Annotated in this window: 29 protein-coding genes; 26 read left to right on the top strand and 3 right to left on the bottom strand. The window is 60.2% G+C overall.

The window, feature by feature from the left end:
• Positions 1–120: 120 nt before the first annotated feature.
• The 3 genes from AC3WQS_RS14975 (at position 121) to AC3WQS_RS14985 (ending at position 3,305) form a co-directional block, all read left to right on the top strand.
• The gene (locus AC3WQS_RS14975) at positions 121–516 is read left to right on the top strand and encodes a hypothetical protein (RefSeq protein WP_020905809.1); all 396 of its coding nucleotides are present in this window, start codon (positions 121–123) and stop codon (positions 514–516) included.
• Positions 517–600: 84 nt separating this feature from the next.
• Entirely contained in the window at positions 601–942 is a 342-nt protein-coding gene (locus AC3WQS_RS14980; RefSeq protein WP_050768562.1) for a hypothetical protein, read from the top strand.
• A complete protein-coding gene (locus AC3WQS_RS14985; protein ID WP_258955662.1) occupies positions 939–3,305 on the top strand; it encodes a hypothetical protein in 2,367 nt (788 codons plus the stop codon). Before AC3WQS_RS14980 ends, AC3WQS_RS14985 begins: the two co-directional genes overlap by 4 nt.
• Positions 3,306–3,719: 414 nt before the next feature.
• Here the strand turns inward: AC3WQS_RS14985 and AC3WQS_RS14990 are convergent, their stop codons facing one another.
• Complete coding sequence (locus AC3WQS_RS14990; RefSeq protein WP_155250639.1) at positions 3,720–3,878, bottom strand: hypothetical protein; 159 nt, start codon at positions 3,876–3,878, stop codon at positions 3,720–3,722.
• A gap of 35 nt (positions 3,879–3,913) precedes the next feature.
• On the opposite strand from AC3WQS_RS14990, the gene AC3WQS_RS14995 reads away from it, so the two are divergent.
• Positions 3,914–4,315 (top strand): hypothetical protein, encoded by a 402-nt coding sequence (locus tag AC3WQS_RS14995; RefSeq protein ID WP_020905813.1) that lies wholly within the window; start codon positions 3,914–3,916, stop codon positions 4,313–4,315.
• 1,240 nt (positions 4,316–5,555) lie between these two features.
• Here the strand turns inward: AC3WQS_RS14995 and AC3WQS_RS15000 are convergent.
• Positions 5,556–5,936 (bottom strand): hypothetical protein, encoded by a 381-nt coding sequence (locus AC3WQS_RS15000; RefSeq protein WP_019746448.1) that lies wholly within the window; start codon positions 5,934–5,936, stop codon positions 5,556–5,558.
• Between the two features lie 403 nt (positions 5,937–6,339).
• Complete coding sequence (locus AC3WQS_RS15005; RefSeq protein ID WP_492713205.1) at positions 6,340–6,834, bottom strand: YfbM family protein; 495 nt, start codon at positions 6,832–6,834, stop codon at positions 6,340–6,342.
• A 250-nt stretch (positions 6,835–7,084) separates the two neighbouring features.
• On the opposite strand from AC3WQS_RS15005, the gene AC3WQS_RS15010 reads away from it, so the two are divergent.
• The 22 genes from AC3WQS_RS15010 (at position 7,085) to AC3WQS_RS15115 (ending at position 26,770) form a co-directional block, all read left to right on the top strand.
• The gene (locus tag AC3WQS_RS15010; protein ID WP_225320427.1) at positions 7,085–7,936 is read left to right on the top strand and encodes a glycoside hydrolase family 43 protein; all 852 of its coding nucleotides are present in this window, start codon (positions 7,085–7,087) and stop codon (positions 7,934–7,936) included.
• A 590-nt stretch (positions 7,937–8,526) separates the two neighbouring features.
• Complete coding sequence (locus AC3WQS_RS15015) at positions 8,527–9,210, top strand: MspA family porin (protein WP_059016389.1); 684 nt, start codon at positions 8,527–8,529, stop codon at positions 9,208–9,210.
• A gap of 92 nt (positions 9,211–9,302) precedes the next feature.
• A complete protein-coding gene (locus AC3WQS_RS15020; RefSeq protein ID WP_029254241.1) occupies positions 9,303–9,695 on the top strand; it encodes a hypothetical protein in 393 nt (130 codons plus the stop codon).
• 62 nt (positions 9,696–9,757) lie between these two features.
• Positions 9,758–10,096, top strand: a complete 339-nt coding sequence (locus tag AC3WQS_RS15025) for a hypothetical protein (protein ID WP_492713206.1) — start codon at positions 9,758–9,760, stop codon at positions 10,094–10,096.
• A complete protein-coding gene (locus tag AC3WQS_RS15030; protein WP_492713207.1) occupies positions 10,093–12,927 on the top strand; it encodes a Tox-REase-5 domain-containing protein in 2,835 nt (944 codons plus the stop codon). Before AC3WQS_RS15025 ends, AC3WQS_RS15030 begins: the two co-directional genes overlap by 4 nt.
• Positions 12,928–12,930: 3 nt before the next feature.
• Positions 12,931–13,704, top strand: coding sequence for a hypothetical protein (locus AC3WQS_RS15035; RefSeq protein ID WP_020905821.1), 774 nt, complete (start codon positions 12,931–12,933; stop codon positions 13,702–13,704).
• Between the two features lie 365 nt (positions 13,705–14,069).
• Positions 14,070–14,288, top strand: coding sequence for an HNH endonuclease signature motif containing protein (locus tag AC3WQS_RS15040; RefSeq protein WP_080910531.1), 219 nt, complete (start codon positions 14,070–14,072; stop codon positions 14,286–14,288).
• Positions 14,239–14,790 (top strand): hypothetical protein, encoded by a 552-nt coding sequence (locus AC3WQS_RS15045; protein WP_133053432.1) that lies wholly within the window; start codon positions 14,239–14,241, stop codon positions 14,788–14,790. Before AC3WQS_RS15040 ends, AC3WQS_RS15045 begins: the two co-directional genes overlap by 50 nt.
• 338 nt (positions 14,791–15,128) lie before the next feature.
• Positions 15,129–15,407 (top strand): hypothetical protein, encoded by a 279-nt coding sequence (locus tag AC3WQS_RS15050; RefSeq protein ID WP_029254246.1) that lies wholly within the window; start codon positions 15,129–15,131, stop codon positions 15,405–15,407.
• Between the two features lie 280 nt (positions 15,408–15,687).
• Positions 15,688–16,509 (top strand): hypothetical protein, encoded by an 822-nt coding sequence (locus AC3WQS_RS15055; RefSeq protein ID WP_133053433.1) that lies wholly within the window; start codon positions 15,688–15,690, stop codon positions 16,507–16,509.
• A gap of 60 nt (positions 16,510–16,569) precedes the next feature.
• Positions 16,570–16,989, top strand: coding sequence for a hypothetical protein (locus AC3WQS_RS15060; RefSeq protein ID WP_029254248.1), 420 nt, complete (start codon positions 16,570–16,572; stop codon positions 16,987–16,989).
• Positions 16,990–17,029: 40 nt separating this feature from the next.
• Positions 17,030–17,209 carry a hypothetical protein gene (locus tag AC3WQS_RS15065; protein ID WP_133053434.1) on the top strand — a complete coding sequence of 60 codons (180 nt, stop codon included), beginning with the start codon at positions 17,030–17,032 and terminating at the stop codon, positions 17,207–17,209.
• On the top strand, positions 17,206–17,901 hold the full coding sequence (locus AC3WQS_RS15070) for an Imm52 family immunity protein (RefSeq protein WP_241896127.1): 696 nt from the start codon (positions 17,206–17,208) through the stop codon (positions 17,899–17,901). The genes AC3WQS_RS15065 and AC3WQS_RS15070 overlap by 4 nt, the downstream gene beginning before the upstream one ends.
• 92 nt (positions 17,902–17,993) lie before the next feature.
• Entirely contained in the window at positions 17,994–18,989 is a 996-nt protein-coding gene (locus AC3WQS_RS15075) for a prenyltransferase/squalene oxidase repeat-containing protein (protein WP_080910533.1), read from the top strand.
• 576 nt (positions 18,990–19,565) lie between these two features.
• Complete coding sequence (gene amt / locus AC3WQS_RS15080; RefSeq protein ID WP_230091063.1) at positions 19,566–21,245, top strand: ammonium transporter; 1,680 nt, start codon at positions 19,566–19,568, stop codon at positions 21,243–21,245.
• A 51-nt stretch (positions 21,246–21,296) separates the two neighbouring features.
• On the top strand, positions 21,297–21,599 hold the full coding sequence (locus AC3WQS_RS15085; protein WP_020905830.1) for an urease subunit gamma: 303 nt from the start codon (positions 21,297–21,299) through the stop codon (positions 21,597–21,599).
• 29 nt (positions 21,600–21,628) lie between these two features.
• The gene (locus tag AC3WQS_RS15090) at positions 21,629–22,066 is read left to right on the top strand and encodes an urease subunit beta (protein ID WP_080910534.1); all 438 of its coding nucleotides are present in this window, start codon (positions 21,629–21,631) and stop codon (positions 22,064–22,066) included.
• Between the two features lie 35 nt (positions 22,067–22,101).
• On the top strand, positions 22,102–23,820 hold the full coding sequence (locus AC3WQS_RS15095; RefSeq protein ID WP_003943847.1) for an urease subunit alpha: 1,719 nt from the start codon (positions 22,102–22,104) through the stop codon (positions 23,818–23,820).
• Between the two features lie 9 nt (positions 23,821–23,829).
• Entirely contained in the window at positions 23,830–24,477 is a 648-nt protein-coding gene (locus AC3WQS_RS15100) for an urease accessory protein UreE (RefSeq protein WP_007731715.1), read from the top strand.
• Positions 24,461–25,174 (top strand): urease accessory protein UreF, encoded by a 714-nt coding sequence (locus tag AC3WQS_RS15105; RefSeq protein WP_060939555.1) that lies wholly within the window; start codon positions 24,461–24,463, stop codon positions 25,172–25,174. The genes AC3WQS_RS15100 and AC3WQS_RS15105 overlap by 17 nt, the downstream gene beginning before the upstream one ends.
• Before the next feature lie 10 nt (positions 25,175–25,184).
• A complete protein-coding gene (gene ureG / locus AC3WQS_RS15110) occupies positions 25,185–25,826 on the top strand; it encodes an urease accessory protein UreG (RefSeq protein WP_007731713.1) in 642 nt (213 codons plus the stop codon).
• The gene (locus AC3WQS_RS15115; protein ID WP_080910535.1) at positions 25,823–26,770 is read left to right on the top strand and encodes an urease accessory protein UreD; all 948 of its coding nucleotides are present in this window, start codon (positions 25,823–25,825) and stop codon (positions 26,768–26,770) included. Before ureG ends, AC3WQS_RS15115 begins: the two co-directional genes overlap by 4 nt.
• Positions 26,771–26,799 lie beyond the last annotated feature (29 nt).

Raw genomic sequence — 26,799 nt, forward strand, 5'->3', positions numbered from 1 at the left:
GGGGCACCGTCAGGGCTGCCGTCGAAATCCGATCCGTGCAAGTCGCCGTGTCCGCGCGCACTCATCAGGCGAGGCCCTAGGCATGGGTCTGCCCATCAATCACCATCACAGGAGAAGTTCATGAAGATTCGTACCTTGGCCACAGCCGGAGTGCTCACCGCAGGCATCGCCGTAATCGGTGTTCTCGGCGGGGGCGTGGCATCGGCTGCCACCCCGATCGTGCAGCCGGATCATGGTCGGATTGGGCTTTCGCTCTCGAATGCGGAAACCGCAGCACTGGCGGCGGGCCCGATCCCCGATGCAATCGCGAACATTGTTCTCGGCTCGCAGCGGTGGGTTGGTCGGGCACCGGGTTCGGTCATCACGAACGTCGACGGCAGGGCCAGCGCCCCCGATCGGGTCGTGATCGCCGAAGCTGCTGCGCATCCGGGTGGCTACGTCAACATCTACGTGTCCGACCCGAACAATCCCGTCACCGGGGGCTACATCGTGCAGACCTACCAGCACTGGAACTGAACTAGGGCCGGTAAACCCAGACCCTGACTGCTGCCGCCGAACTCGTTGTTTCACTTCACCTATCCGCCGTTTGGAGTTTCTGTCATGACCATCCGCAACGCTGAACACGCTCGGTCCCGCCCGATGACTGAGCCGCCGGCCACTGCTCGCGGCGCCCGCAGTGCGGATACCGACGACTGGGACCCCGACAGCGAGCTGAGCGAAACCTCGAAGGCCGTGATCGCCACCGTCTTCGGTCTCGCATTGTTGATTGCGGCGTTCGCGGCGATCGGACGGCTCGGGGGCTGGGCGGCTGACTACGGGACGATTCTCGTATATCTGGCGTTCTTTCTGTGGATGTCGATCGCGGGCCGGGTGTTCTGGTGGGGCGCAGACAAGCTCATCGCCGAGGCGCGGAAGAAGTCGAACACGGGCGATCGCCGGTGAAGTCCGTGCTGAAGCTGCGCAGGTCCATCGCGGGAGCACTCGCCGCCGGAGCACTGTTGACCGGGGTGGCGGGGGTGATCGGTGCGGGAATCGCGCTGACCGCTGGACCTGCGACTGCGGGACCGGCGGAGGATTGCGCGGCGGTGCGGGCACGTGATCATCAGATCTACCTGAACCTGATCGCGTCACTGCCACCCGGTGCCCCCGTCCCGCCCGAGTACATCAACCCGTGCCTGAGCGCACCCACCACGACTCCGACGGCGGCCCCGACAACCACCGTCGGACTACCGGGTGCACAGGCTCCGGGCGGTGGCCCGAACGTCGGCGCGAACGCGCCGACGAACTTCCCCGCTTACAACGGCACCCCCATCGTCCCCGTCCCCGGCGCCGCGCTGCCTGGACAGCCGAATACGCCGACACCATCTGGTATCGAGAACCCTGCAGGAGTCCCGGTTCCGACGACCACCAGCGGACCTGCCCCGACCACACCCCAACCCGCTGGATCGACCGCACCCACAGCGGTCCCCGATCGTGGTCCCGGACCTGTTCCCTCTGGAACGCCGAATAGTGCTCCCGGGCAATCGGAATCAAATCCCACGGTCACCCCCTCGGGGCTCGACAAAGGCGACGGCCGTGACCGGTACCTCGAACTCGTGTTGGTCGGTGCCGCCGCATTCACAGCCGGCGGGATCGGAGTACGTGGGCGTCGTTCACCGTTCGGCCCACGCATACCGTTGGGTGGGCGTACGCCGGAATCGATCCTCTCCCAGACAGTCGGTACCCTCGCCTCACCGCTGATGCAGTACGTCAAGGGTGGCCAGTCGAAGATCACAGTCACCGAACCCGGCGGAGGACGTCGTACGTTCTTCCTCATCCACGACGCGACGTCCTCACACGAAGCGGAAATCCCCGTCGACGTCCCGCCCGGCGGGCATATGAGCGTTAATCCGGACGGCTCAGTCACCGTCTTCGACGCGGACGGAAACCCGATCTCGGTCGTCGCAGCTCCGTGGGCGTACGACGCCAACGGCAATCCTGTTCCCACCGACTACGAAGTTCGCGACGGCCGCCTGATTCAGACGGTGTACGCCGACGAAGCGACCGCGTACCCGATTTTGGCTGATCCGCCGGAAAAGAAGGCGAAAGCACCCACCTCTGTCGCTTCGAAACAAGTCCAGAAAAATACGAACACCGCCGCACCCAAGCCGAATTCGATGACCTCGCGCACAAGTCCGCAGAAACCGCAGAACAGTGGAAACACGAACTCGGGCAACACTTCCGGAGCCACGAACAGCGGCACCACCGCTGGTAAGTACGCCGGGATCACCACCCAAGGCTCCGCTCCGGTCACGAAACCTGCATCTCCCAATCAGTCACCGCGCACCACCACCAAACCTGGACCGAAGCCCGCGCCGACCTCTCAGGAACAAGCAACGAACCAACTCGCCCAAGCACACGGCGAAGTCCCTCCGGTTGCACCTTCGAAACCCGCGCAACCAAATCAGTCGCCACGCACCACAACCAGTCCGGGCCCCAAACCCACTGTCAGTCCACGTCAACAAGCTGCGAACCAGCTTGCCGAAGCGCACGGGGACGTGCCTGCCGGGTTCACCGGCAATGTGCCGATCCCGCCAGATCCGAACGCGCCCGACGACCGATCGTTCCCGCAAAAAGTATGGGACACCGCGTGGGGTGTCGGGGAAAGTGCCGTCGACACAACAGTCGATAGCGTCGGAACGCTCGGAGATGCGTGGCGAAACTTCCTCGTAGTCCCCGTGCACGATGCCGCCGTCGATCCGTTCGGCTTCAATCGCGGCCAACGAGCACAACCTTCACCCGAGCATTCTCCGGCTGAGATCGCTGCCGCAGCAGCAAATATCGTCTCCCTCATTCCGATCGTAGGCACAGGAGGCAGAGTCGGCGGAGCTGCCGTGCAAGAAGCGGTGGAGGCTGTTCTGCGGCGCGGCGGAACCGCCGCAGACGCCGAAGCCGCAGGTCGCAGGGCAGCCGCCACCGCCGGTGAGGCCGGGAATAGAGCCCCTAGCGATCCGACTATTCCCGTCGGAGACAGACCGGCCTCGACGCCTGTGGGTGGGCGCGGAGATCGCGAAATAAATGTAAAGCCCGGAACCAATCGTCCTGGAATAGTCAACGGTCGTGAATATACGGGGCATGCGTTCGACCGAATGCAAGAGCGCGGCATACTCCCATCCCTGGTTGAACAGGCCATTCGTGAAGGGGTGGCGACCCCGAGCAGAGGAAACACGACCGTGATCTATGATTCGATAAACAACCTATCAGTTATCATCAATGAAACGGGCAGAGTTGTGACCACCTCATTTGGCAATTTATCGGGAAAGTGAAAAACATGACGGATCAATCAATTTACCGCCTGGAAGCTGAGCAGGTTAATCGCGATTATTGTGACGGAAAAATATCCTTGCATGCGCTAGTTGAAATATTCGAGAGGTACGTCAGAGAACGCGAATCGGAGCGTGCATCAGATTCCGAAACCCTGAGGGGGGCCTGGGGTCAAATTGAAATAATGAATGCAATTAACCAGGATGATCCTTCGAATTCGAGCAAAAATGAGTCGGAGGTGCGAGAAGTTATTCAAGAATTCTTGGACTTGCTTCCGTAGTCTCTTTTCTCGGTCCAGGGGCGACTAATCAAGGCAGGCTTTGACTCACTTGCGCGACCAGTGTCATGTCAAGTGACACTGGCCAGCAGTTGCTTATTGTGATGTGGGAGCAGATTAGGATTCGCAGGCTGACGGTTCAGACGTCTTCGCCTTCGAGGGTGGCCATCCATTTGCCCTGATCGCCGATCACGACTACCTCGCCTACCGCATCCCAGAGGAACACAACCACATCCTGATGATTCCAGGTAAAACCGACTACCTGTACAGCAGCGTCCAGCAGAAGAGTCCTGTGCACCGACAACACACCGTTCCTCAAGCGGAATCGGCACCATGACCACCTTTTATGCAATTTGTGCGATCACCACAGGGGCTGTGGCGTTGATCGCATCCACGCCCTACGTGATGTACCGCAGTCATGCGAGAACGATCTACTGGAGTTCGTCGATCCTGACCATCGTTTTCGGTTGGCTCACCGCTCCTCAGCGGTCGATTCTCGGACCTGTCCTTTTGTGCGGTTTCGCTGCTGTGTTCGTGGCGTGGTGGTGGACCCCCTTCCTCACGCGAAGGCATCCCACCGGATTCAACGATGTTTTCGGTGCTTGGCTGACACGGGCGCTCTACCGCGAGCAGAAGGATGCACCTCCGGTAAACAGGTACGACAAACTGCACTACAAAGACACTGACCGCCAAGCACGAGATACCGATTCTGACGGAAATCAGGTCAACACCTGAGCCGGCGCGTAGAGCGCTTTGACGTGATGTCCTCAATACCACCCTCGCGCGTACCCGAACAGCTTGTAGTGAGATGCCATGGGAAACAGTACTTTCCACATGGCGGCGTACACGCGCCCGGTTTGCGCAAGCTGTACAGCAACCAGGATGATCGATGGCTCGAAACTGCTCTTCGCGCAGCCCAATTCAGTAGCTGTCAACGCCATCGCGAGCGGTAGTCCTCTTCCCCTAGTCTCTGCAGCTCATCCCATTTTTTCGAGCATCCGCCGCGAATTGGACGTAAAGCCAGGAACCAATCCTCCGGGAGTGGTCAACGGTCGCGAATACACTGGGCATGCGTTTGATCGAATGCAGCGGCGCGGCAACCTCCCCTCCCTTGTCGAACAGGCAATTCGAAATGGGGTGGCCACCCCTAGCAGCGACGCAACGATCGTATTCTATGATTCGGCAAATAACCTATCAGTCGTCGTTAACGAGGTCGGTACAGTTGTGACGACCTCATTTGGTCGGCTAAGAGGAAAGTGAAGTTGATATGACGGGAAACGGAAAATATCGCACTGAAGGCGAGCAAGTTAGTCGTGATTACAGGGAAGGTAAAATATCCTTACAAACGCTCGTCGATATATTTGAGAGTTATGTGGACGCACGTGAATCCGAAAATGCGCCCGATTTCGAGGAATTGAGGGGTGCGTGGTTTCAGATTGAAATAGTAAATGCGGTGCGGTGGGACGATCCCGCGAAGGCATCCAAAAATGAGACGGCAGTTCGAGAATTTATCCAAGAATTCTTGGAATTGCTTCCGTAGTCCTTTTTGTTCGGTCCGGGGACGATTAATCAAAGACGGTCTTGACCACCTCAGCGATGGTCCCGCGCTGCTGTTTTGCTTACCATTCACCATGCACACGCTGAACCCTGTGGGACCGGATCCTGCTGGGAACAGCGTCACACCATTTCGCACCATGACGGCAGCACCCGTTTCACCGCGGTGGCGGTCACGATGATCGCTATCTCTTTTCGAGTCCAGCTCATTCGTTCGCCTCAGGGGTCGGTTGTGGATGCGTTATTACGCAGCGGCACAGGGAATTTCCCGCACGCATCGGTGCCCGTTTGCAGTCCTCGCAAAAGTCGTCCGGGATAACGTCGCCTGTTCAACACTCGGCGACGAACATTGCCACGGGAAACGAAAAATGCTCCGCCCCGCCGGAGGAAGAGTGAAGCATCAATTCGACGGCGGAGCGTATTACCAGTTCTGAATGAAGAAGAACTGCTGTGAACCCCTCGCCGGGTTGAGTACGCCGAGAGAAATTTCTCCACCACGGGAGGCTGCTTCGTTGGCGAACTGGTCGAGACGTCCCCAGACGACGTTGGGGCCGCTCTCGAAGCGCGATCCTGGTGCGAGGCGCACGCCGATCTGGTTGGAGTTAGTGATGCTTTCGATCGCAGCGCCGGCATTGAGCTGGCCGAACAATGCCGTCTCACCTTGGTTCAGTTGCACGCCGATGCGCCCGTTGTCGGCGATCGGAGTAACAGCTGATGCGGCGCCCGCGCCGCTGAGTGCGATGGCTGCGATACCGGCAGGTATCAATGCGGCCGCGGTAATCATCTTGCGTAGGTGCGTCATTCGGCTTCTCCCTCGTCGGTGGCCCACTCGAGTTGGCGCCTCCACGGGCCACTTTGTCTGATTCTTCCGGTAACAGTCAACGACATGTCGCAAACAATGAGCAATCCATTGGGTTGGTTTGAGATGCAGCTCACTACTGGAAATCCGTTGAAGAATAAACTGTTTCAGTGAAACTGCTGGTCAAGATCGTGAATGCCGGAGAAGCGCGCGGGCTGTCGTTACGGTTCCGTTACTACTCAGTCTGGCTGCGAGAAGGGCACGTACGCGGTCACCCAGAAACGCTGCGGCACAGGAATTGTCAGAGCAAGAACCCGCGCAGTGGGTTCTCCGCAGTTGAGCGCCACTGTCAAAGCGGTCTTTCATTCTTCGAGGGCGCGCTGCTTCGGCAGTGGGCTCTCGACTGTCAGAACCGCACGGTGAATACCACGTGGCGACGCTCGCGGGCCGCGCGCTGGAAAAAGTCCGCCACTTCCTGAAGCCAGCCCCAGGCGTACCCGCGCTCGTCGGAACCGTACTCCGGGTTGCGGTCGTCGAGTGGCATCGCGTCGTAGCGCACGCCGAACTCGGATTCGGTGATTTCCGCCAGGTACGAGGAGACTTCGGCGACCCGATCGGGTGCCAGGTAGGTGACGAGTTGGTCGTCGGTGTCGGTGTTGAGGTCTTCGTCCCCCAGGATCACGCCGTAGGCCGGCCAGTTCTCGGACACGCGCTCGTACCCCGTGCTGGAGAGGGCGCACAGGATCGGATCCCACGCCTTGTCCGTGTCGCACGAGAACTCGGATCGGCCCGTCTCCTCGATGTCCTCGACCACAGCGCCGAGTTTGTCGTCGTCGCCGCGCGCGTTCAGAAGTTCCGCTGCCACGCTGTCTGACAGCGCGAAATGCACCCCAAGTTCCATGGCGTGATGCTAACGGCCGACCTGCCGCCGTCCCGCCGTCACTACAAGACGAATCGACTTAGGTAACGATCCTGCTCTGCCTCCGACCGAAGTTACCCATGGTGGGCCTGCTGTCATACATACTTCATCGGTGATTCCGACAAAACGGACCGGCCTTTCTGTTGTATCGCTGGTGATCCTCGTCGTCGCGGGGTTGCTGGTCGCAGCCCCTGCCAGCAGCGCCGCGCCGCCGCCTGACTGGAAATACACAATGGTGGCGTTCAGCAATGCCAGCGACCGTGACATGGATGTCTACGAGTCGGTCGACGGCACCGGCTTTCAGCTCGTCCAGCAGTCGGCGTACAGGCCACCGTCTGGGCTCGTGCGTGATCCGAGCATCTTCCGGAACACGGACGGGTTGTACTACCTCACCTACACGACGGGTGGTGGGGCGAACATCGGGTTCGCACGCAGCAGCGACCGCATCAACTGGACGCCGCTGGGGAACTATCCGGTTCCGTTTTGCTGCGCCTTGATGCCTGGTACGGGAGATGGCACCGGTTCTGCGAGCCCCCCGGGCTTCTCGGGTTCGGCCGGATTCAGCGACGGACCGTCGCTGTCACCATTCGTCACCAAGGCCTGGGCGCCTGAATGGTTTGTGGACGGCGATCGCGTCAACGTCATCCTGTCGATGTCGACCGGTGGAGGATTTGTGCCGTATCTGATGACGGCGTTGGAACCGTCGCTCCGGTTGTGGAGCCCGCCTGTTCCGCTCGCCGGGATCGGTGCGGACCACATCGACACCACCGTGGTCAAAGTCGGATCGACCTATCATGCGTTCACCAAGAACGAGACGAAGAAGGTCGTCGAGCATGCGGTCGCTCCTTCGGTGACGGGACCTTATTCGTTTGTCCCGCCCGGAAATTGGGGTTCGCTTGTCGAAGGTCCGGCCGTGGTTCAGTTGCCGAGCGGCGACTGGCGGATCTATCTCGACGCCTATACCGAAGGAAAGTATCTCTACTCCGACAGCACGGACGGGCTGAACACCTGGTCTCCGGTGCAAGAGGTTCCTGGGGTGTCCGGGACTGCACGGCATCTCGGCATCATGAGAGAACCGGCATAACTTTCGACCCCGAGTTGGTAGGGCTCTGATCAAGGACTCCGGTCTTGGTCAGAGCCTTTTCTCGTACTTGCGTACTACTTGTGTGCGTAGTCTGCGCGAATCAGTGATTGACAAGCTAACGATGCGATGCCAGTGGGTTCTACGATTTCGCGCCGACCACGAAGTGAGTATCTCCGCGTGAGCTGTGCAGAGTTGCGCTCCCAGGCCCCGCTCGGGCGCCGTACTTCACGATTGATTGCCAAGTAATGCCTGTTAGTTTCATATTCAAGTACGCGCACCGGCCTGGTACCCGCACTTTCGGCCTTCAACTGCACTGAGGACCGCGAAATGTGGGTTCAGTCCGGTTTGCCGCACCGTTTCCGAGGGATCTTCTTACCTTTAAACCGTGACCTTGCTCATAGTGGGACCTAGGTCCTTTTCGCAGCTGATAAGGCTGTCGATATATATCTGTTACCGAAAGTTCACCCTAAATCCAAGATGGGGGAGATGGCGCGCTGGCGGGCAAACAGGACGATTGGTACCGTCCGGTAACTAATTCAGTTAGTTGTCGGCTACCGCTCTGGTTGCTGTGTCACGTGGAGGAGCAGTTCATGTCGATCGAATCGCAAAACGGCGTATCCCATCGTCGATCGAGGGCCGCGGTAGGGCTCGCGGCGTGTGCGGTTGCCGCGCTGTCGTCTGGTGTGGTCTTCGCAGGGAGCGCATCGGCAACGCCAACGGCGTTGTCGGACAAATTCGCGAGCACGATCACCGATGACGGCTGGTCGTTGGATCTTGCCGCCACGAAACTGTCGGCGAACCCGGTGCCGAATCTGGCGACGACGGCGTTCACCCGTGAGGGGTTCGTGTCGGCGAAGGTGACCGGCACGATCGGTGGTGCGGGCGATTCGGCAGTGAAGACCGGTTATGTCGAGCAGGGATTGCAGATCGGCTGCCAGATCGATGTCTCCTCCGGACTTGGCTTGGGGCTTGGCTTTTCGCTCGGCCCTTCTGTCGGTGTGAGTATTTCGGGTGTCCCGTCGGCGAACGTGGGTGTGAATGCGTCGGTGAATCCGAGTATTCAGTCGACGATTGCGCCGGGCACGATCACGACGATTCCGTTGGGGAAGAAGGATCTCGAGTCGTCGAAGGCGTCGATCACGGCAGAGAACGTGCACGTGAAGGTTGATGCGTGCATGGGGCCGGTGACGATCCGCTCGTATGCACAACTCTCGGTGTCGACGGCGACGTCGGATAACACGTTGTTCGTGTACTCCGATCCCACCTGGCTCTAACCCCGAGCAGCCGTCGTCAGCGCTGCTGGCGAGCAATTCCTGATCCGTCCCGTCCCGGGGTGGTTACTCATCACGCTCACAGAGGAGAAATCATGAAGATTCGTACCTTGGCCACTGCCGGAACCCTCACCGCAGGTATCGCCCTGATCGGTGTTCTCGGCGCCGGCGTGGCATCTGCTGCAACTCCGATCGTGCAACCGGAACATGGCCGGATCGGACTTTCACTTTCGAACGCCGAAACGGCGGCGCTGGCGGCGAGCCCGATTCCTGATGCGATTGCGAACATCGTTCCAGGTTCGCTGAGGGGGGTCTGGTTGGCGCCTGGTTCCGCGATAACTGTTACCGATGGCAAGGTCGACGCCCTCGAAGGAGCTGTGCTCGGTGAAGCAGCCGCGCGTGGTGGGCATGCCAATGTCTTTGTCTCCGACCCGAATCACCCCGCCAGTGAGGGGCACATAGTGCTGACGGAGCAGTACTGGAACTGATACCAGGCCGAACGCCGGCGACCCGTTGTCCCCGCTCTCCCTTCCTATTTGGAGTTCCAGCCATGACCGTCAACAACGCCGAACGCCGCAGTGTCCAGTCGGAATCCACTGCCGTCGATATTAAAGACGTTGCAGACGTTGATGACTGGGATCCGGACAGCGAACTCAGTCCACTTTCCAAGGCTGTGATCGCCACCGCAGTCGGACTGGGGTTGCTGATCGCGGCATTCGCGGTGATCGGGAAGCTCGCCGGCTGGGCGAACGACTACGGGACGATCCTGGTTTACCTGGCATTCTTCTTGTGGATGTCGATCTCCGGACGGTTGTTCTGGTGGGGCGCCGACAAACTCATCGCGCTACTCCGAACGAAGAAGAGTGACAATCGTGGTGCGCACCGGTGAAGTCCGGTAGACGACTTCGCCGGACTCTCGCGGGAGTGCTTGCCGCCGGGGCGCTGTTGACCGGAGCGGCCGGAGCGATCGGTGCGGGAATCGCACTCTCCGCCGCTCCGGCGAACGCGACGCCGGAAGAAGACTGCGCGGCGGTGCGGGCACGTGATCATCAGATCTACCTGAATCTCATTGCGTCGCTGCCACCTGGTGCGCCCATCCCGCCAGAGATCATCAACCCGTGCCTGAGTGCGCCGTCCACGACGTCGACCACTGCGCCGACGACCACTGTCGGGCTCCCCGGTGCGCAGGCTCCAGGCGGTGGCCCAAATGTCGGGGCCAATGCTCCGACGAACTTTCCCACCTACAACGGCACCCCCATCGTCCCTGTGCCGACGATCGAGGTTCCGCCCATTGCTTCCGAGTCCCCGGCCTCGGAAACTGGTGTCGGTGCATTCCCCAATGCATCGGCATCAGCGGTTCCCTCACCCACACCCACCCCGGGTGAGGGAACCACCACCGATCGTGGTCCCGGACCGATCCCCACGGATTCGGATTCGAATACCGCACCGGCCCAAACGGTTCCGGACCCGGCAGCAGATGTTTCCACCGACGGGGAGGACTCGGGCCGTGACCGGTATCTCGAACTCACCCTGATCGGCGCTGCAGCGTTCACCGCTGCGGGTATCGGAGTGCGCGGGCGGCCGGGACCTTTCAGCCCCCGCACGCCCGAATCAGTACTCTCCCAGGCGGTCGGGACTGTCGCGTCGCCGTTGACTGCGTACGCACCTGGCGGGCAGTCCTCGTTGCGGGTGTTCGATCCGATCACCGGCGGAAGCCGGTTCTTCTTCCTGATCCACGACGAAACGTCGTCGCACGAATCCGTGATTCCGGTGACGGTGCCGCCCGGCGGTCACATGAGCGTCAACCCCGATGGCACGGTCACCGTCTTCGACGCCGACGGAAACCCGGTCTCGACAATCGATGCCCCGTGGGCGTACGACGCCAACGGCACACCCATCCCGACGCACTACGAGATCCGGGACGGGCAACTCGTCCAGTTCGTCGACACCGCAGGCATAGAGAACCTGCTGTACCCGATCCTCGCCGACCCGGAGCTGACACCGGAAGAACGTGCTGCGCTCGAAGCGCAGGCGAACTTCATCGGCCCGATGACCCCGGAGGGCGAACAAGCACGCCGGGACGCACAAAACGTCCTCGCCGCCAACCCTCCGGAGTCGGCGGATTCAGACCTCGGCCAGCTCATGGTCGGTGACCCCAACCACGAGGTCTCCGAACCACCGATCGCCGAAACAGGAACCGGAAACCCTGTCGGCGACGCGATACTCGCCGATCAAACGCAGGAGCCGATCACTTCGAACATCGGCGGGCAGGACTACACCACAGAACCTGTCGTCACTGACACCTCCTTCACGGACGAAAACGGAACCAACTGGTCCGGCACACCCTCGAAGGTGCCGAACGTGTGGAGTTGGACGTACACCGACGCGCAGGGAGAAGAGCACGACCTGCAGGTCACCTACGACGAGCAGGGACGTCCCTACCAGGTTTTCGACCATTCCAACTCGGAACTGTCCCTGTACGACTGGAGCACCGGCGAACCAGTTCGGATAGGCGACGCGCAGCATCTGGACCCCGGTGTCGCTTACGATCAGCCTTACACCGGCGAGATCATGAGCTTCGTTCTCCCACCATTGCGTGGGGGGCGTCTGATTGCTGGCGCAGTCCGGGCCGAAGACCTGATCGTCTCGAACCGGACAGCACCGACCCGCCCCCCGGTTACTTCACCGGCTGTTCCGGCGCAGAGTGTTCCCCGGCCGGGCACAGTGCCACCGCGCGGCATACCCGTCATCGACGGCACCGTTCCACCTGCCGAACATGACCAGCCCACGATCCCTTCCGTGAATGAACCTGCACGCCCGGATCCCACGATTCCGGAACCCTCGCAACCCACTTCGCCCGGCGATCCCGATCGTGGCGAGTGGGAATCACCCTCGCCCGGTGAGGTTGCTGATCCGGGGTCGAACCCAGAACCGAAGGCTCCCTCGCCAGGTCACGTCGAGGAACCGAGTGTGCCGACTTTGCCCGATGTCGGTCATGTGCCGGTGAATCCGGATGCTCCCGGCGCTCCGCAGCAACCCGGACCACCGGAATTCGACCCCTTCGCCACCGATCCGAGCACGATCGAGCAGCCAGGTGTTATTCCAGGTCCGACAGACCGGCCGACTGTCGCTACCCCGCCGCTACAGCCCGATTCTGGCGAACCAGGCGTATCGCTTCCGATTACCAACACGCAGACGGATCCTGGCGGAATCGAAACCGGTGAACCCGCAGACGTTCCTGCAGGTCGTATTCCGATACTCGGAGATCCTGAGGGCGGTCACGGTATTTGGGACAACGCCTATCCATCAGAGATCGCGTCGATGTTCGACCAGAACGGCAATTTGACACCCAACGCAGCTTTTCAGCAGTTTGTTACCGGAGTTGACCCAGCGTTCACTTACTACCTTCCGGCGCCTTTCAGACCAACCGGGCGCATCAGTATCGACAACTGGATCCAAGAACTCAATATGCTTCAAGAGGTCAAAGGTAATTACGACATGCTGTTCAGACCGCATGTACCAGACTTCATGCGCGACAATATTGTCGATGGCATGCTTGAGCAAGCTGAGCGACAGGTCCGAGCCATAGCTCTTGCGGGCAGCGATGCACACCTCCAATGGGTGTTTCTGCAAGAACAAGCTGCGCAGATAATGGAGGATGCGTTCGACGAGGTCATCGGGCTGGAGAACATCAACATCATCGTATTTGGAGGGGAGTGAAGAGTGCCTACATCATCACTGCGCCGCAATCCTACGGCGGGCTTGACAGTGAAGGTCATTCCACGAAAGGGTGCGCCTGAAAGCGAGGCCGTCACGGCCGCGCTCGTTGCACGTTCGCTACGATTGCTTCGCGACATCGATCCTGTCTTCGACGTCGACTTGTACCAAACAGTAGGCGATGCCCTCCCCGACGGTGCCGGAGTCGAGCAAGCCTTGGCGTCGAATATCCGTCAGATCCTTGTACCTCCGACGGAAAAATCGATCGAAGCCGCATTGATCGAGCGCAGACGATCCCCTGATGCCACCGGCGGTATGTATCCCCTCTCATTGGGACGACATATGACCCTGTATTCACCCGCTGGAGACGTCAAAGTCGTTGTTAGTTTCGGGGGCACCTCAGGGTCCGGCGCATTCGCATGTGCCTTTGCCGACGAATCACTGATTTCGCTGGCATCGAAGCTCGTACAGGGACTAGCCGACATCTGGGACTCGCGTGTCACCGTGCTCTACCGCCGAACCGAATCATCGCCTCAGCGCAACGTACCGGGTGACGCAATCGTGGGCAGTTGCACCTACTTCGGTCCTGAGTTGCCGATCAAGGAAACGCAGCTCCCGCCCAGCGTGGAGGCATTTCCCTACCAGGACGGCACAATCGTCATCCAGAAGAATCTGTCCACGCCGTTAACCGTCGAGGACATCCGAAGCATCCGCGCAGCAGCAGGACTGCCGACCGAACGACCGGAGATTCCTCTACCCAAAGGTTTCAGACGGCTGTGAGCCCTACGTTGGGCGCACTCGGGGCTGCCTGCAGGTAGGATGGCGCGGACCGACCAGCCTGCCCGCAATTACTGCGCCACGATCCCGATCCGGCTACGCACCAGCTGATCGACGCTCCGGGTGGAGTGCCACCGCGCGGCATACCCGCCATGGACGGCACAGTTCCACCTGCCGAGCATGATCAACCCTCTGTTCCGTCCGTGAATGAACCTGCACGCCCGGATCCCGCGATTCCGGAACCCTCGCAGATAGTGCTTGATACTGAGGGATGATGTCCGGACTGCCAGGTAGGCCGGGGCTAATTGTGCGGATGATTCGTGGGTCGGTAGTGAGGCGGTCAGCGGAGACCATACCGTTTTCGAAGGCTGGCGGCCGGCTGCGGCCTTTGTCTATGGCGTCGAACCCTTCGGCGATCCAGTCGATGTGGGAGATTCCGGCGCGGTCGAAGGCGCTGGGAGGTGCATCACATACTTCCCCGAAAGTACGGAGGTACGAATGAATTCTGGAATCTAGTTCCCCTGCCCACTTCTATACATGCACTCTTCACTCGATGGTGGGAATTTTATGCCGATATCTATAACTGATGCGCTGGAGTCCTATTCCGACATCCAGCGGTTCCTAGTCCCGACGCATCCAGGCCGATCATTCGACATCTGCAACACCTACGACCCGCCGGCAGAGGCTGAAGAGGTGTCTCAGTATTGGAATCTAGATACCCTGCCGAGAGATCTCTTCGATTTATGGAGAAGCGCGAGAGAATGCAGACTTCACCACGATAGGGGCTCAGGAAAGGGTGGAATAACACTCCTTTCTCCGCCCAAAGCTCGAGAAGTTACGGAACGCGAGCTGGAATTCTGGGATGACGAGGATGGGCGCTTCTTGAAGAGTGACATAATAATCGGCACAATGGTGGTCGAGCCAGATTTCATTGTATTCGACACAAGAAAAAACGACTTCAATGTTCTGTTAGCTTCAACTCTCGACGGACGTGGGGACTGGCCTATCGTGGGGCGGAATATTTCCGACTTCTTGCTGCGTTATCGTGATTTACCTGGAGAAGGCCACTGGCAGCGCTCGATCGTTTGATGCACCGGAGAGCGAAGTTGGCTTCCATCCTCGAGGGAATCGATGGCTTGGCCATGGCGACCCCGAGGAAGGTGCGCGGTTCTGCATGGGAGCGGGTGTTGAAGGCTGCGGCGAGCAACCTTGGCCCATAGTGGGTTGTGGCACGATCTGGCACCTAGGGGGAGTTGATCCATTTACCAGTGCGATGGTGGTTCAATTCCATTGGGTTGGATCCCAAACCGAACCGGGAAGAGTTGACCTTCAGTCATGTGCCCCTGATGAGAGAATTCACGCCGGGCACTATCACCTTTCGGCAGAGTTCATATCAATCTGGTCCCACAGATTCTGGACCACCGAACATGCAGATGGACATCTTCGATACCCGCGGTGCTGCGGAGATCGTGCGCTGGTGGGCGCTCGGTCCGTCCACCAAGTTCTTTGCTGCACCGCCGCTTCCCGACTCGGTAGCTGCAGACGAGCAGGCTTATGCCGACCGCAAGGAAGAGCCTTGCCGGGATTGGATGATTTCGGCTGGACTGCGGGTGATAGCTGACACCGGTTCGCCAATCGAGGTCATCGACAGCGTCCTCTGGGAGTTGGCTCGCCGTGACGTCGGTGGCCACGTCCAAAGTTTCTGACGAGAATTTCGCGCGGTCGCGGAAAACAGAGACCGACTAGCGACATTGCAGTGGCTGGACGAAGAAAGACGTCGTTCTGTAAAGGATGCATACGGGCTTCGGGATTCTGCGTTTGCCGATGTGATTTTCCGTACTGAGGACTCGTAGCCGAGGGAAGTAGGCGTGAGGGAGTGGAATCGGATGGATCGCGCGCCGCGTCGGAGAAACCGCTGTCGGTGCGCACAGTCGCTCCTTTTCGTCTACCAAATAATATGAATGGTCCTTTATGGCAAGCATGCACATGAGCGATGACAAGCCTAAGCCACCGAAATCGGTCACTGAGGTGCTCGAGTCCCTGGGAACGGACCGGGATCAGTTGCGGGAGATGGCGAAAGATGCGATCGCAGACTTGACTCCGAAGAAAGGAAGAGGCGCTGCGTGGGAGAAGGTGCTGGGCACGGCGGTGAAGAAGCTCGGGCCCAACTGGACGATCATCGGTAGCGGTTTGCGAGCGGAACTGCTGCACACGCCAGTTCGGTGGTGGTTCGACACCGTCGGGATCGATCCGATCCCCAACAGAGAACAACTGACCATCGGCCATGTCCGGCTCTTCGAACCGCTCATTCCTCGTGCCATCACTCTGAGGCAGGACATTCCCGACAGTAGGCTTCAGGACCAGGAGTTCCGCCGACTGCAGATCGACATCTTCGACACCGCCTCCGCTGCGGCAACAGTGACGCAGTGGGCTCAGGGCCCAGCAATGCAACTATTCGACACCAAGCCTGCTGAGCTTTTCTCGGCATTTCTGGAGGAGAAGTATCTGGTCCGAGACCAGTCGCGTAGCACCAGCTGGAGGTTTCTGGCGGCGTATCGCGTGATCACCGACACCGGGTCACCGCTCGAGGTCATCGACAGCCAACTCGACTATCTCCGCAGCCGGGCTGCCGACCCGGCAGGTCCACTTGTGATGTTCTGGGAACAGTTTCGTGAGGTCGCTGCTGCCGGTGATCGAGAGAGGACACTGCGGTGGCTCGACGAGCATCGACGTGCCACGGTGCGTGAGCACTACCCGTTACCGGATTCGGTGTTCGCCGATGTTCTCGAAGACCTGGGCGACGGTTAGTCATGTGAGTGCAAGAATCTCGGATTTGCTTCGACCACAACACTTCAAGGGGAGAAATTAATGGACTACTGGGTCGTCGTCCCGGAAGAGCCAGGGTTTGTCGGGGATCGTACAGTTGTCGATACCGCAACCTTGCCGCCGACGGTGGAGAGGGCGCACTTCGTGTTCACGCGGCAACCTACCGACGGACTGATCGGTGCGGGCCCGCTGGTGTTGGTGGACCGTGAGACCGCGGAAGCGCTCGAGGACAACGTCTTCGGTGAAGTGTCCCTTCATCCGGCGGACCTCGATACGGACCCGGCGTCGGGGTTGTTGCGGGTTCCCGACTTTGTGTGGTGTCAGGTGCATGGGCAAGCGGGGATGCTCGATATCGGCCTCACCGAGGACGGTCGCCTGGTGATGTCGGGGCAAGCGTTGCTGGTGTTCCACTCTTTCGGTGGCGGTATCGACAACGCCACCATCTCCGAATGGCTCGGCTGAACCAACTTGCCCAACATATGCTTTGCCGTGGTGAAACTATGTGATGGCATGCCATGAGCGCAGCGCGCTCCCCCAAGTCGCCGTGATCGAGGAACTACCCACTGACACGTTGATCCGGTTGGGAGACAAGCCTATGCACGTCGGTGCCGCCGACATCGTGGCAGTGCGCGCAGTGTCGGGCTATGGAGATCAGGTCGGATTGGAAAGGACGGGGCGATGAGCATGTTTGGGCGGCGGCCGACGGTAGCCGGATATTGGGGCACGCGGGTGCAGTCGAGTCTGGAAGTGGCGCAGACGATGCGCGCTTTCCTCGACGACCTGGAAGCGATCGACCCGGAGTTGGCGTTGTCGTTGGTCTCGACTGCCGAGTTCGACAAGGTGCCAGCAGATCTCAGTGTGGACGGGTTGGTGCGTACCTTCGAGCATTCCCGCTCGAAGGAGATGGGGTATTCGGACACCCCGGGACCGGGCTACGACATCGACTTGTCACCCGAAGATGGGACCGCGCGCCGGGTCGGTGCCTGGGTCGGCGGGCTGGAAACCAGTGCTCCCAACAGTGTCCTGGTGTCGTTGCCGACGGAGACGCAGCTCACCGACAGTACCCGGCGGTTGCTCGACCCGGATATCGGAGACGCGATCATGAGAGTGATCGTCAAGCATTGGGAACCGGAGCGAGCTCGGTGGAGCATCGGAGACTACCGGCACCTTCAGAATCGGTCGAAAGGTGAGGTCGAGGTGGGATGGGAAACGTACTTCCATTCCGGAGTTACGTTCGATCGCAGCGCGCTGCCCCAGTCTGCGGTGGTAGAGGATCTGCTCAATGGCACGTTGATTCGGTTGGGGGACAAGCCAATGGAGGTCGCTGCCGCCGACATTGTGGCGGTGCGGGCGGCGTTGGGTTACCCGGTGTAGGCCCCGCAATGGGTCCGGAGTTCACCATTGCATCAGACGTCGAGAAATGTGTTAACCGGATGGCCTGCTTCGCCTTTCGATAGTATCGTCAGATGGCACTCCGAACCGACTTGCTCGCGTGGCTCCTCGATTCGGATCCAGCGATTCGGTGGCAGGTGGAGCGCGATCTGTTGAACGAAGCGCCCACTGTGTGGGTGGCGACGCGCGCGTCGATCGCTACCAAAGGATTTGGTGCACGCCTGCTTTCATTGCAGGATCGAGACGGCCAATGGGCGGGTGGGGCGTTTTTCCCGGCAGAATTCGACTTTGCGGGACCCGAAGCAGCAGAACAAGGTCCGCAACCCTGGACGGCAACTACTTGGACGCTCAACTCCTTGCGTGAGTGGGGCCTCGATGCCGGTGTTCTGCGGGAGCGTCGTACCGCAGAACTGCTCGCGGAGAACTGTCGCTGGGAGTACGAGGGCCGGCCGTACTGGGACGGTGAGGTCGATTGCTGCATCAACGCCTGGACGGTGGCAAACGGTGTGTGGCTCGACATGCGTGTTGATGAACTGGCTGATTGGTTTGTGCAGCATCAACTTCCGGATGGCGGGTGGAACTGCGAGTGGATCGAAGGTTCGACGCGATCGTCGTTTCATTCGTCCCTCAATTCACTCAAAGGGCTTCTCGCGTACGAGATCGCGACCGGGGGAACAAAGGAGACGAGCGCGGCTCGACGATCCGGTGAGGAATTCTTGCTGCAGCGCGGTCTGTTCCGGCGACTCTCGACCGGCGAACCGGTGGGGCCTTGGGTCGGCCGGTTCGCGTACCCGTTCCGGTGGCGTTACAACGTGCTCAACGCAGCCGACTACTTCCGTGAAGCGTCGTTGTCGTATGGAAATGAGCCTGATCCGCGAATGGCGGACGCGATCGAGATGATCCGGGCCGCTCGAGCCTCGGATGGGACGTGGCTCCAGGCCGGTCGCCAACCGGGGCGGGTGTGGTTCGAGGTCGACACAGAGGCGGGGGAGCCGTCGAAGTGGCTGACTTTGTCCGGCATCCGAGTGCTCGCCTGGTGGGATCAATCCTCCCCTCTAGGTTCCGCATAACAAAAGAGTTACAGCGAGAGTTTTTTTCACCTTTAAAGGTTATCGAAAGGTGATCTTCGACTTTCCGGTCGAAATATCCAGTACGGATGAAGAACATATTAACGACAGGATTGCCCTCAGTGCGGTGAAGGTTAATCATCTGAACAGGTGAGAAGATGTTCGGTGAAATTACCTACCCGATTGGATAGGCGGGTCACCGACGTTGGTAATCAAATAGGGCGCTCGCGGCTGTCTTGGTTAGGGAGCTAAGTCCCGAGCTGGAAACGGCATTTCTGCTTCGAAAGTGTCGCTCACCTGCGGCTACGTTCCCCATTTTGCAAGACTTAAACCACTTTCGGCGAGAATTGGTCCCGCAATTGTAGGTTGTGGAGCGTCCGCAATGTTTAGGCAAAGTCCCATCTTTTCCCAGAACAATGCTCTACTAAACGTGAAAACCGGATGTTCCCCCGATTTTGCTGAGAAGGTGCAACTATGGGGCGTAGCGTAACTGTCGCAGCGAACCGGAACATCGCGAATTGCTGCTCTAACCAATGACTTTGTTCAGGTCCGAATAATGCTCGGAGGTCGTCGATGTCGATGGAAATGGTGTTAGCCGAAGCAGTGATAGACAGTGGGGACACGGCATGGGTGCTGATCTCCGCGGGCCTGGTTCTGTTCATGGTTCCCGGACTCGCCTTCTTCTACGCCGGTCTGGTGCGTGGTAGCAGTGCGCTCGTCATGTTGCAGCAGAACCTCGTCCCACTCGGACTCGTCTCGATTACCTGGGTCGTGTTCGGATACAGCTTCGCGTTCAGTGGAGACTGGGGTTCCGGCTTCCTCGGTGACCTCAAATTGTTCGGCTTGCAGGACATACACACAGCCGCCGCCCCGGGCTTCCACCTGATCGAAGGTGCAGTCGCGGTACCGACTCTGGCGTTCGTGGTCTATCAGATGATGTTCGCGATCATCACGCCCGCGCTGATCACCGGTGCGACCGCAAACCGGCTCAAGCCCTTGGGCTGGGCCGTTCTGCTCGTGCTGTGGTCGATCATCGTCTACCCCCCGATTGCGCACTGGCTCTTCAATCCCGAAGGCTGGCTGGCGCTCCGCGGAGCTCAGGACTGGGCCGGCGGAATTGTCGTCCACGCATCCGCCGGTGCCGCCGCCCTGGCAATCTTACTGGTGGTCGGTAAACGCCCGGGATGGCCCAACGCCGAGGCAGTCCCGCACTCGGTGCCCCTGGCGTTGATCGGCGCAGGCATCCTGTGGTTCGGCTGGTTCGGATTCAACGCAGGCGACGGATTGGCCGCCGATGGTGTTGCGGCACAAGCCTTGATGAACACTCACATAGCCGCAGCGGGCGGCATGGTCGTCTGGCTCGTCATCGAAAGGTATACCGAGGGCAAGGCCACGGCGATCGGTGGGATCACCGGCGCGGTAGCCGGTCTCGCGACCGTCACCCCCTGCGCCGGCTTCGTCAGCACCTTCTCCGCGTTGGCGATCGGCGCGCTTGCCGGACTGGTCTGCCACTTCGCGCTCGCGCTCAAGTCGATCTTCAAGTTCGACGACGCGCTCGACGTCATCGCGGTCCACTTCATCGGCGGCATCCTCGGTTCACTCCTCCTCGGTTTGTTCGGCGAAAAGGCGATCAATTCGATCGGCCGCGACGGACTCTTCTTCGGCGGCGGCGCCGGACTACTCGGCGAGCAGGCGTTGGCGTTGATCGTCGTCATCGCTTTCTCGTTCGTAGTGACCTGGCTGATCGCCACGGGCATCGAGAAGACCATCGGTCTCAAGTTGGCCCCGAAAGACCAGGTGGACATCGACCGTCGTCAGCAAGGCATGGACGCATACCGCTACAACGCCGCGTTCGTCGACGCCGGTGGTGCGCCGCAGACCAGCGGGTTCGACTCGGGGGTCCTGGTCGAGGGGACAAAACTTGTTCCGAACCTCGCCGCCCCGAAGCACGAACTCATCACCGCGGTATTGCAGACCATCGAGTCCGAGAAGCTTCGGGAGGCGCTGCTGGCTGCCGGAGCGGAGTCGATAGTCGTATCGGAAGCGCATGTCTCCGCGAGTGACTCGGCCTCGCTCAAGTTCCGCGGGCAACGCAACGACGTCGTGTTCACCGAGCGGTTGCGTGTCGAAGTGTTGGTCGCCTCGGAACATGCCCAGGCGGTCCTGGACGCGATCAACGAGTACTCGGGCGGCAGGAGGAGCGGTTTTGTCCAGCAAGCGGCCGAACCACTCACCGAAGCGACGGAACAGGGGAGCTGACATGTATTCGACGACAGGGAGTTACCGCATGATCGACAAGGAGCGTTCGGAATGCATCTGACACCGCGAGAACTCGACAAGCTGACAATTCTCATGTTGGCGGATGTCGCACTGAGGCGAAAGGCAAAGGGGCTCAGACTCAACCATCCGGAGTCCGTCGCAGTCATCACTGCAGCCGCTCTGGAGGGAGCTCGGGAGGGCAAGACTCTCGAGGAGGTCATGGCCGACGCATCGCACGCCTTGACGGTCGACGACGTGATGGAAGGTGTCGCGGAGATGATTCCGCGTGTGCAGGTCGAGGCGGTGTTCCTCGACGGTAGCCGGCTCGTCACCGTGCACTCTCCGATCCAGTAGCCCGACCGAGATGTCAGGAGCACTCCAAGATGGCAAGCAAATCGACGAAGAAGGATTCCGGCGGCGAGAAGAAAGTGCCGGTCGGCGGATACGTGTTGCGGGACGAGCCGATCGAACTGAACGAGGGCCGTCCCCGTTTGAAGTTGCGAGTCCGAAACACCGGTGACCGTCCCATCCAGGTGGGTTCGCACTATCACTTCATGGAAGTCAATCGCGCGTTGTCCTTCGATCGTGAACAGTCCTTCGGCTGGCGCCTCGACATTCCAGCGGGCACGGCGGTCAGATTCGAGCCGGGCGACGAAAAGGAAGTGACGTTGGTGCCGTTAGGCGGCAAGCAACGGGTTCAAGGCTTCAACGGACTTGTCGACGGTTGGGCGCCGACCCACGCCGCCTACCGCCCTCGGCTTCCCGGAGCCGTCCAGCGTGCCGAGGAACTCGGCTTCCTGTCCGAACCTCAAACCGACTGATTCTCGTTCACGGCGGACGAAGGAGAGCAACACCCATGACAAGCATTTCGAGACAAGAGTATTCAGGTCTGTTCGGGGTCACCACAGGTGACCAGATCAGACTGGGTAATACCGACCTGTACATCGAGGTCGAGGAAGATCTTCGAACCATCGGAGACGAGTCGATCTACGGCGGCGGCAAGACGCTGCGCGACGGCATGGGCCAGGATCCGGAGTCGTGCAGCATCGACGGTGCGCTCGACCTCGTGATCACCAACGTGGTCATCGTCGATGCGACCATCGGGGTCGTCAAAGCTGACGTGGGAATCAAGGACGGCAAGATCGTCGGCTGGGGCAAGGCGGGAAACTCCAGCACGATGGAAGGCGTCACTCCGGGGCTGACCACCGGTCCGGCGACCGACGCGATCTCCGGTGAGCAGATGATTCTCACTGCCGCCGGCATCGATCCGCACGTGCACCTCGTGTCACCACAACAGGCGTACCACGCACTCAGTGGGGGAGTGACGACGCTGATCGGTGGTGGTATCGGCCCGACCGACGGAACCAACGGCACCACCATCACTTCCGGTATCTGGAACATGGAGATGATGCTCAAGGCCAATGAGGGTTTGCCGGTCAACGTATGCATGCTGGGCAAGGGCAACTCGTCCGGGCATCAGTCGTTGGTCGAACAGATCAAGGCCGGTGCGGCCGGACTGAAGGTCCACGAGGACTGGGGCGCAACCCCGGCCACAATTCGTGAGTCTCTGCGGGTGGCAGACGAAATGGACGTTCAGGTCGCCATTCACACGGACACACTCAACGAGGCCGGATACGTCGAGGACACCATCGCGGCCTTCGAAGGCCGTACCATTCACACCTATCACAGCGAGGGCGCGGGCGGCGGTCACGCACCCGACATTCTGCGGGTGACGGGAGAGGACAACGTACTTCCGGCGTCGACCAATCCGACGTTGCCGTACGGCATCAATACTCAGGCCGAACTCTTCGACATGATCATGGTCTGTCACAACCTCAATCCCAAAGTGCCCTCCGATGTTTCGTTTGCCGAGTCCCGCGTTCGCGCCGAGACGATCGGGGCCGAGAACGTACTGCAGGACATGGGCGTCATCTCGATGTTCTCGAGTGACTCACAGGCGATGGGCCGCGTCGGAGAAAACTGGCTACGCGCGATCCAAACAGCGGACTGCATGAAGCGGTCCCGCGGGAAGCTGCCCGAGGATTCGCCGACGCACGACAACTTCCGCGTGTTGCGTTACGTCGCGAAGGTCACGATCAATCCCGCGTTGACGTTCGGTCTTTCGCATGTGGTCGGGTCGATCGGTGTCGGGAAGATGGCGGATCTTGTTCTCTGGGAGCCCGCATTCTTCGGTGCGAAGCCGAAGACGATCATCAAGAACGGTCTGATCAGCTGGCACGCCATGGGAGATCCGAATGCGTCGCTCCCGACACCACAACCGGTGATCTACCGGCCGATGTTCGGTGGATTCGGCAAGGCGTTGCCGCAGAGTTCGGTCTCGTTCGTCTCGCGAGCGGCACTCGACGACGGCATCAAGGACCGGCTCGGTCTCGAACGTCAGGTTGTTGCTGTCGAGGGGACCAGAACAGTCACCAAGCGTGATCTGGTTCGCAACTCGGCCACTCCGGAAATCAAGGTGGACCCGGAGACCTTCGCGGTGACTGCGGACGGCGTCCACGCATACGTCGAACCTGCCGAATCCATTCGCTTGAACCAACTTTACTTCTTCAGTTAGGGGTCTCCTGTGTCGGGAACAATCACACACACGCACGGCGCCGATGCGACGCCACACACGCACGGCGAGATGACCGCGCCGAGCGGAAAGCCGACGCGAGTCGACGCGCTGCTCGGGAAGGAGACCGACGAGGAGTGGGCCGGTCGACTCGACAATGCGGTAGTCGACGTCTTGTCGCTCGATCAGTGGGAAGCGCAGAAGAGTCGGTTACGACGCACCACGATCGGTGGCCGTGAATTGGCCGTCTCGCTCGATCGGGGTATTCAGTTGCAGGACGGCGACATTCTGCTGTGGGACGAGCCGGCGAACACCGTGGTCGTGGCCAGGATCAACCTCAAGGACGTGTTGGAGATCGACCTGAGCGCGCTGGTCGACGTCACGCCCGAGAAGATGATTCAGACGTGCCTGGAGTTGGGACATGCCGTGGGTAACCAGCACTGGCCTGCGGTGGTGAAGGGAATGAAGGTCTACGTTCCGTTGACCGTCGACAAGGCGGTCATGGGCTCGGTGATGCGGACACATGCTTTCGAGGGCATCGAGTACACCTTCATCCCGGGCGCCGAGGTCATTCCCTACATCGCTCCACACGAGGCACGCCGTTTGTTCGGTGCGGCCGCGCGTGAGGGCGAGGGGCATACCCATGACCCTCTCGTCTGAGGGATCCGGGCTCAGCATCAACCGCGCGATGCGGATGATGCAGTTTTCCGATTCCATGTTCCCGGTCGGTTCCTTCTCGTTCTCCAACGGTTTGGAATCGGCCGTGGCGCAAGGAATTGTCACGGGCGGTCCGTCGCTGCGGGAGTTTGTGCTCTCGGCCACCCATCAGGGTGCGACGTGCGACGGTATCGCCGTACTCGCGGCGCACCGGGGCGCGACCGCCGGTGACTTCTCGGCGATCCTCGCCGCTGATCATGCAGTGATCGAACGCAAGCTCAACGAAGAAGCACGCACGATGAGTACCCGGATGGGTAAGAAGTTGGCCGAACTCGGCGGGCGCTTGGCCGGTGAGACCCTGTTCAACAAGTGGTTGGCCGCGATCGCATCGGGGGAGACGCCGGGTACCTACCCCGTCGGCCTCGGAATTGCTTTCGCGGAGATGGGTTCTCCGGAGGAGGACGCTTTCACGGTCAATCAGTACGGTGTCGCGATGACGTTGCTCGGCGCTGCCCTTCGCATCGTCCGAGTAGATCACCTTGCGACACAGGAGATTCTGTTCGAGGTCAATCAGAGCGCCGGCCGTGAGTACGCCGCAGTGCGTGATTACGGACTCGACGACATGTCCAATTTCGCCCCGATGATCGACATTCTGGCTGCGGTTCACGTCAAGGCGCACGTCCGAATGTTCATGAACTAGAAGGAGAACGATGAAGAAGACAACGCGCATCGGAATCGGCGGACCCGTGGGTTCGGGTAAGACCGCACTCATCGAGGCGATCACGCCGGAGTTCATCAAGCGGGGCACCAGCGTTCTGATCATCACCAACGACGTGGTCACCACCGAAGATGCCAAGCATGTGCGCAAGGCTCTCAAAGGTGTTCTCGTGGAGGAACGCATCGTCGGCGTCGAGACGGGGGCCTGTCCGCACACCGCCGTTCGCGAAGACCCGAGTATGAACCTCGCGGCCGTCGAGGACATGGAGAAGACGTTCCCTGACACTGACGTGGTCTTCATCGAAAGTGGTGGCGACAACCTCACACTGACATTCAGTCCGGCTCTCGTCGACTTCTTCATCTACGTCATCGATGTGGCCGCAGGCGACAAGATTCCGCGTAAGAACGGTCCGGGAATCTCGCAGTCCGACATCCTGGTCATCAACAAGACCGATCTCGCACCGTACGTCAACGCCGATCTCGGAGTCATGGATCGCGACTCCAAGGGAATGCGGGGAGACAAGCCGTTCGTCTTCACCAATTGCATGACCGGGGAAGGCATCAAGGAAGTGGTGGACCTCATCGTGCACGGAGTCCTCTTCGACGAAGAGGAAGTGGGAGCGAGCGCACCGTGAGCGCACCGCCCGCCCCGGGAGCATCGCGGGCGCTCCCGGGTCCGATCCCGACCATCCCGGAACTCGACCAGTACCAGGACCAGCCGAAGCAGGCTCCGGCCGGCAAGGTCGGGAAGACCGGCGTTCTCGAGATGCGATTTGTCGACCGTGGCGACAAGACGATTCTGCGGGACATGTACCGCAAGACACCGTTGCTCGTTCAGCAGGCGCTGTACTGGGACGAAGCGTTGCCGACCATGCCGTGCGTCTACATGATCTCGACGTCCGGCAGTGTGTTGCAAGGTGATCGACTGTTCCTGACCATCGAGATGGAGCCGGGTTCTCTCGCGCACGTGACCACTCAGTCGGCCACCAAGGTTCACCGGATGGATGCGAATCACGCGTCGCAACTCCAGAAAGTGGTGCTCGCGGAGAATTCGTATCTCGAACTGATGCCGGGGGTGACGATCCCACACCGCAACGCGAGGTACTACGCGCGCACCGACATCACGGTGGATCCGACTGCAACGCTGTTGTTCTCGGAGATCGTGATGCCGGGTCGCAAGTACCACGACGGCGGAGAGATGTTCGTCTACGACCTGTACTCCACAATGATCAAGGCGGAGCGTCCGGACGGGAAGAACCTCTTCACCGAGAAGTTGGTGATCGAACCGGCACGCTTCCCCGTGCGATACGGCGGAATCATGGGTGACCACGACGTGTTCGGCAATGTCATCTTGTTGACACCGAAGGAGCATGCCGACGCGATTCTCGAAGAGGTAGTTCCGGGCCGTGACGGCAAGGTCGTTTCCGGAGCGAGTCGGCTACCGAACGACGCCGGTCTCATCTTCAAAGTCCTCGGTCCGGAGAGCGAACCCGTCAAGGCAAAGGTTCGTGATTTCTGGGCTCTGGTGCGAAAGGCAGTTCTGGACACCACCATTCCGCCCGTCCCGCTCTGGGGATGACGCGGATCGCCGGAGAAGGATCGAGGGAC

The organism is Rhodococcus sp. FW305-130, from assembly GCF_058788335.1.

Coding starts and splice junctions, on each gene's coding strand:
- AC3WQS_RS14975 (WP_020905809.1), top strand. CDS start 121: ATGAAGATTCGTACCTTGGCCACAGCCGGAGTGCTCACCGCAGGCATC.
- AC3WQS_RS14980 (WP_050768562.1), top strand. CDS start 601: ATGACCATCCGCAACGCTGAACACGCTCGGTCCCGCCCGATGACTGAG.
- AC3WQS_RS14995 (WP_020905813.1), top strand. CDS start 3,914: ATGACCACCTTTTATGCAATTTGTGCGATCACCACAGGGGCTGTGGCG.
- AC3WQS_RS15000 (WP_019746448.1), bottom strand. CDS start 5,936: ATGACGCACCTACGCAAGATGATTACCGCGGCCGCATTGATACCTGCC.
- AC3WQS_RS15005 (WP_492713205.1), bottom strand. CDS start 6,834: ATGGAACTTGGGGTGCATTTCGCGCTGTCAGACAGCGTGGCAGCGGAA.
- AC3WQS_RS15010 (WP_225320427.1), top strand. CDS start 7,085: ATGGTGGCGTTCAGCAATGCCAGCGACCGTGACATGGATGTCTACGAG.
- AC3WQS_RS15015 (WP_059016389.1), top strand. CDS start 8,527: ATGTCGATCGAATCGCAAAACGGCGTATCCCATCGTCGATCGAGGGCC.
- AC3WQS_RS15020 (WP_029254241.1), top strand. CDS start 9,303: ATGAAGATTCGTACCTTGGCCACTGCCGGAACCCTCACCGCAGGTATC.
- AC3WQS_RS15025 (WP_492713206.1), top strand. CDS start 9,758: ATGACCGTCAACAACGCCGAACGCCGCAGTGTCCAGTCGGAATCCACT.
- AC3WQS_RS15045 (WP_133053432.1), top strand. CDS start 14,239: ATGCACTCTTCACTCGATGGTGGGAATTTTATGCCGATATCTATAACT.
- AC3WQS_RS15050 (WP_029254246.1), top strand. CDS start 15,129: ATGCAGATGGACATCTTCGATACCCGCGGTGCTGCGGAGATCGTGCGC.
- AC3WQS_RS15055 (WP_133053433.1), top strand. CDS start 15,688: ATGAGCGATGACAAGCCTAAGCCACCGAAATCGGTCACTGAGGTGCTC.
- AC3WQS_RS15060 (WP_029254248.1), top strand. CDS start 16,570: ATGGACTACTGGGTCGTCGTCCCGGAAGAGCCAGGGTTTGTCGGGGAT.
- AC3WQS_RS15070 (WP_241896127.1), top strand. CDS start 17,206: ATGAGCATGTTTGGGCGGCGGCCGACGGTAGCCGGATATTGGGGCACG.
- AC3WQS_RS15075 (WP_080910533.1), top strand. CDS start 17,994: ATGGCACTCCGAACCGACTTGCTCGCGTGGCTCCTCGATTCGGATCCA.
- amt (WP_230091063.1), top strand. CDS start 19,566: ATGGAAATGGTGTTAGCCGAAGCAGTGATAGACAGTGGGGACACGGCA.
- AC3WQS_RS15085 (WP_020905830.1), top strand. CDS start 21,297: ATGCATCTGACACCGCGAGAACTCGACAAGCTGACAATTCTCATGTTG.
- AC3WQS_RS15090 (WP_080910534.1), top strand. CDS start 21,629: ATGGCAAGCAAATCGACGAAGAAGGATTCCGGCGGCGAGAAGAAAGTG.
- AC3WQS_RS15095 (WP_003943847.1), top strand. CDS start 22,102: ATGACAAGCATTTCGAGACAAGAGTATTCAGGTCTGTTCGGGGTCACC.
- AC3WQS_RS15105 (WP_060939555.1), top strand. CDS start 24,461: ATGACCCTCTCGTCTGAGGGATCCGGGCTCAGCATCAACCGCGCGATG.
- ureG (WP_007731713.1), top strand. CDS start 25,185: ATGAAGAAGACAACGCGCATCGGAATCGGCGGACCCGTGGGTTCGGGT.